4 protein-coding genes, 1 tRNA gene and 1 pseudogene are annotated in these 4,078 nt (G+C 43.5%); 3 read left to right on the top strand and 3 right to left on the bottom strand.

Annotated features, from left to right (window positions below; translation table 11 throughout):
- Positions 1-849 (bottom strand): prohibitin family protein (locus PX484_RS21915; protein WP_288105481.1); only part of this gene is annotated, 849 nt, incomplete at its 3' end.
- Between the two features lie 3 nt (positions 850-852).
- Complete coding sequence (locus tag PX484_RS21920) at positions 853-1,326, bottom strand: EVE domain-containing protein (protein WP_002799938.1); 474 nt, start codon at positions 1,324-1,326, stop codon at positions 853-855.
- Positions 1,327-1,414: 88 nt separating this feature from the next.
- Between PX484_RS21920 and PX484_RS21925 the strand changes: the two genes are divergently transcribed.
- Both PX484_RS21925 and PX484_RS21930 read left to right on the top strand, forming a co-directional pair.
- Positions 1,415-1,597 (top strand): hypothetical protein, encoded by a 183-nt coding sequence (locus PX484_RS21925; RefSeq protein WP_287764968.1) that lies wholly within the window; start codon positions 1,415-1,417, stop codon positions 1,595-1,597.
- A 48-nt stretch (positions 1,598-1,645) separates the two neighbouring features.
- Positions 1,646-2,995, top strand: coding sequence for a sensor histidine kinase (locus PX484_RS21930; protein WP_287666902.1), 1,350 nt, complete (start codon positions 1,646-1,648; stop codon positions 2,993-2,995).
- 19 nt (positions 2,996-3,014) lie between these two features.
- On the opposite strand, the gene PX484_RS21935 is transcribed toward PX484_RS21930, so the two are convergent.
- Positions 3,015-3,087, bottom strand: a tRNA-Glu gene (locus PX484_RS21935).
- Between the two features lie 127 nt (positions 3,088-3,214).
- On the opposite strand from PX484_RS21935, the pseudogene PX484_RS21940 reads away from it, so the two are divergent.
- A pseudogene (locus PX484_RS21940) lies at positions 3,215-4,078 on the top strand (hypothetical protein); the annotation flags it as partial.

A 4,078-nucleotide genomic window follows, 5' to 3' on the forward strand; every position in this document is an offset into this window, starting at 1 on the left:
GGTATTTTCTGGAAAAGAATCACTATAATTAAATAAAAATGGTACGCTATTTTTTCCCGATCCATCCATGACTAAAACCCGGGGCATTTGCGCCCCACCTTCGCGCCAAGCTTCGATCGCTTCTTTCTGTAAAACTAATCCGCCTCCTTGTTCTTTTAAAGTTTCTGCTAATAGTCTTTGTGCCTCAGCTTTCCCTTTAGCGCGATTAACTTCTGCTTGGGCCTGTTGTTCCGCTTCTTGGGTGATATAAACGGCTCTTTGGGCCCGTTGTTCTGCGATTTGTTTATCTTCGACAGCCCGGGCAAATTCCGGAGAAAAATTCAAATCTACCACACTGGTATCTAAAACTAGAATACCATACTTTTCTAACCGAGTCGATAGGGCATTATCAAAGTCTTCTTTTAACTCACTGCGTCGAGTAATTGCCTCCTCTACGGTTCTTTTCGCGGCGGCAATTTTAAAGGATTCTTGGGTTTGAGGGGCGATAATTTTAGCGACAATATTTTGCAGGGTGCCTTGGGTTCTTCTAATGACCACTACTTGAGTCGGATCGAGACGAAAATTAATCGCAAAACTAGCGGATAAATCCTGTAAATCTTTAGTGGAACTTTGGGCGGGAACTTCAAATTTTTGCACCGTAACATCGTAGATATCGACACTAGAAACAAAGGGAGGTTTAAAGTGCAATCCCTCCAATAAAACCCCGTCCTTAGCCTTTCCTAACACACTTAAAACCCCCGCTTGTCCGGGGGTGATAATCACATAGGCATTAAAGGCCGCTAAAATGACAATAGTGACCAATAATCCCCCGATCAGGGAAAGTAAATTAATAGCATCTTTTTGGTTCATAGTTTATACTCCTTGACGAGCGACTAAAGCGAGAATTTTTACTGCGATCGCTTGATTAACGGGCATCACTGACAGACGATTTCCTGTCCTTACTAATAATAATTCATCGGCGGTAAAATTTTGTTTTAAAATTCCTAGGGGCAGCAGTTGGGGAAAAAGGCGCTCGAATTCAACTTTAACCGTCCACCAGCGCGGGGAATCTGGGGAGGATTTAGAATCATAGTAGGGACTATCGCGATCGAATTGTGTGGGATCGATCATATCAGTTTGCACCACTCGCATCAAGCCGACAATCCCCGGCGGGGTCGTATTAGAATGATAAAAAAAGGCCAAATCTCCCCGTTTCATCTGACGGAGAAAATTGCGGGCCTGATAATTTCGCACCCCTTCCCAAATAGTTTGACCATCTTTTTTTAAATCCTCGATACTATAGACATCGGGTTCCGATTTCATTAACCAATAATTTAAATTCATCATTTATACTTGTTATTAATTCAAATAAGCTCAAAAAAATTTTTAGCCGTTCCTGTCAGCCCTGTCACCATAGGGTTAAATATAATTCACTTTGACTGCTTTTGCAGAGCTACTCAAACAATTATTGAGAAGAATGTATCTAAAAATACTTTTGTTAGGGGCAATTTTTAAGAACTATGATCCTTCAAGTCTAGCTATTCTTGGCAACCGTCAGTTTTTCCCTATAGCTAAAAATAATTTATTCCCAGCATTAAATCAATCAAATAAGCTGTAAAATAGGATACATTGCTCTAAAAATCTCTAGCCAATCCATAGATTATCGGTGTTCCAAGCCACTCGCCGCCGTTTAGCCTTATGGTACACTGTTGTCACTGCCATACTACTGCTTTTTCTCGCTACGGGAATGTATTTTTATGTGCGCCATACCCTAGTGGATCGCATTGATGATACCCTCAAACACATCATTGAGGTGGTAAATCGTTCCCTCGTGATCGAATCGATTCCCCCGGATCAAGGACGTTATCGCGTCGATCCCCTCGCAAGTTTTCCCAGTCAGGGTAAATCCGTGGAGGACGATCATATAGATTTGGAATGGTTCGATCCCCAAGGTAATCTAGTTTGGTCAACTTTGGCTGAATCCTTAGATATTCCCCTCCATCCCCACCGTCAAGGGGAAACTATTCGCTTATCCGATAATCGTCTGCTGCGACAAGTAACCGAAAGGGTGGAAATCGGTCATTATGTTTTGGGATATCTGCGGGTAAGTCATCCTTGGTTTGAGGTGACAAAACCGATTAGACAGCTATTATGGGATTTAATCGTCGGAATTTGCCTGATGATTGCCAGTGTCGCCTGGATTGGTTGGTTTTTGTCCGGTTTAGCCATTCAACCGGTAAAAGAGTCCTATCAGAGTTTAAAACAATTTACCGCCGATGCTTCCCATGAATTACGCAATCCGATCGCCACTATCCAAACTAACGTGCAAATGGCGATCGCTTATCCCCAAACTGGCCATCAACGCTTGCAAGTGATCGATCGTTTAACGGAAAGATTGGGCAATTTAGTCAATGATCTGCTTTTTTTAGCCCGTTCCGATAGTGGCATCGTCCAACCGATCGAGCAAGCTGTACCTTTGGATGCTTTATTGATGGAAGTGGTAGAAGAACAGCGTTTAATCGCCGATAAGCAGGGAATTTCCCTCTCTTTGTCGATTGTGGAACCGGACCAAGAGGATTTTTCCTACAGCGATGAAATGTTTACTATGCAGGGAGATTGGGATCAATTAGCACGTTTATTCACAAATTTAATCTCTAATGCCCTAAAACACGCTTTTTTAACCGAATCTGAGCCTAAAAATGTGGCTGTGGAATTGGAGAAAAGTAAACGCGATCGACAATCGGTGTTACTGGTACGCGTCAAAGATAACGGAATCGGGATTCCCGAGGCTGCTTTGTCCCATATTTTCGATCGCTTTTATCGTCTCGATCCCGCGCGACAAAATTCTGCCACTTCCGGGGGAACAGGATTAGGATTAGCGATCGCTTTAGCGATTACCCTCAGTCATCATGGACAAATTAGCGTCGAAAGTCAGATCGATCGAGGAACAATCTTCACCGTCACCTTACCGAAAAGCCATCAACGGGAGAAAAAAACCGAAAAGTCAGAAGCTTGACACTTCTGACTTTTTTTCATACCCCCAAGGGAATTCGAATCCCTGTCGCCTCCGTGAAAGGGAGGTGTCCTAGGCCACTAGACGATGGGGGCGTGGATTTCAGACCTTTTTAAATATAACAATAATTTTTCTGGGAGTCAAGGGTTTTGGCCAAAATTTTTTTTATCCCGTCCTTGCACAATAGGATAGTCTAAATGAAGATGTTATCGCCCAAAATCCATGGCTGCCGATCCCTATAAAAGCCGACTGTTCAACCTGATCAACCGTCGTTTGATCCGTCTGAAAGATAACCTCGGCCGCGTCTCCCGTCGCGGTCAAAATGCGATCGCTCTTGCCCTGCAAATAGCCCTCTATCCCGTCTATTTGCTGGTACAATCCCTGCGGATGACGGCTAATCAATTAGGGAACAGTCTCCAGAAACAATTATCACCCCCCGGAAAAGAGGGGACGGATGCGATCGAAGAATTTCTCCAGAGCTTATCCGACCAAGAAACGGCATTTATTGGCATAGCAGCCGATCTAGAGGATCAAGCTTTAGTTTTCGTCACTAACGATCACCAGACTGTTAAAATCACCGATAATCAAACCCAAAGACAAATAGAAAAACAAATTAGGACGGCACTGGCTAACTACGCCCTCGAAAAACGGAGAATTAAGCGATTAAATCGTCAATATACGCCTTTATTACCGAATTTTACCGACAAAAATCCTGTCTTGCCTCCGATCCGTTGGTTTTGGAACCTACTACGCTGGGAACAACAGGGACAAATAGCGATCGCCATAGATCTATTCCAAGAATCCCATCTCGTCAAAACCCCGACACCACCCTCCTTACCACTGCCTAATTTAAATTCTCAAGCGATTTTACAGGTTATTGACGAAAAATTAGCAATTTTCGAGGCTAAATTTCTCGCTATCCCCCCCGCAATCCCCAGCAGTTTGAGCCACACCTCTAACCTACCTTCCGATCTCGTTAACCAGTCCCCGACTCTCGAGAAAAATTCCTCCTATCTCTGGCGACTTTATTGGTTAATTTATGCGGCGATCGAGCATTTCTGGGCAAAAGAGAAGAATAATTTAGAA

This window comes from Microcystis sp. M49636_WE2 (genome assembly GCF_030065375.1).
In the GTDB taxonomy this organism is placed as follows: domain Bacteria; phylum Cyanobacteriota; class Cyanobacteriia; order Cyanobacteriales; family Microcystaceae; genus Microcystis; species Microcystis aeruginosa_C.

Excerpts from the sequence above, each read along its gene's own strand:
- PX484_RS21920 (WP_002799938.1), bottom strand. The coding sequence starts at position 1,326 with ATGATGAATTTAAATTATTGGTTAATGAAATCGGAACCCGATGTCTAT.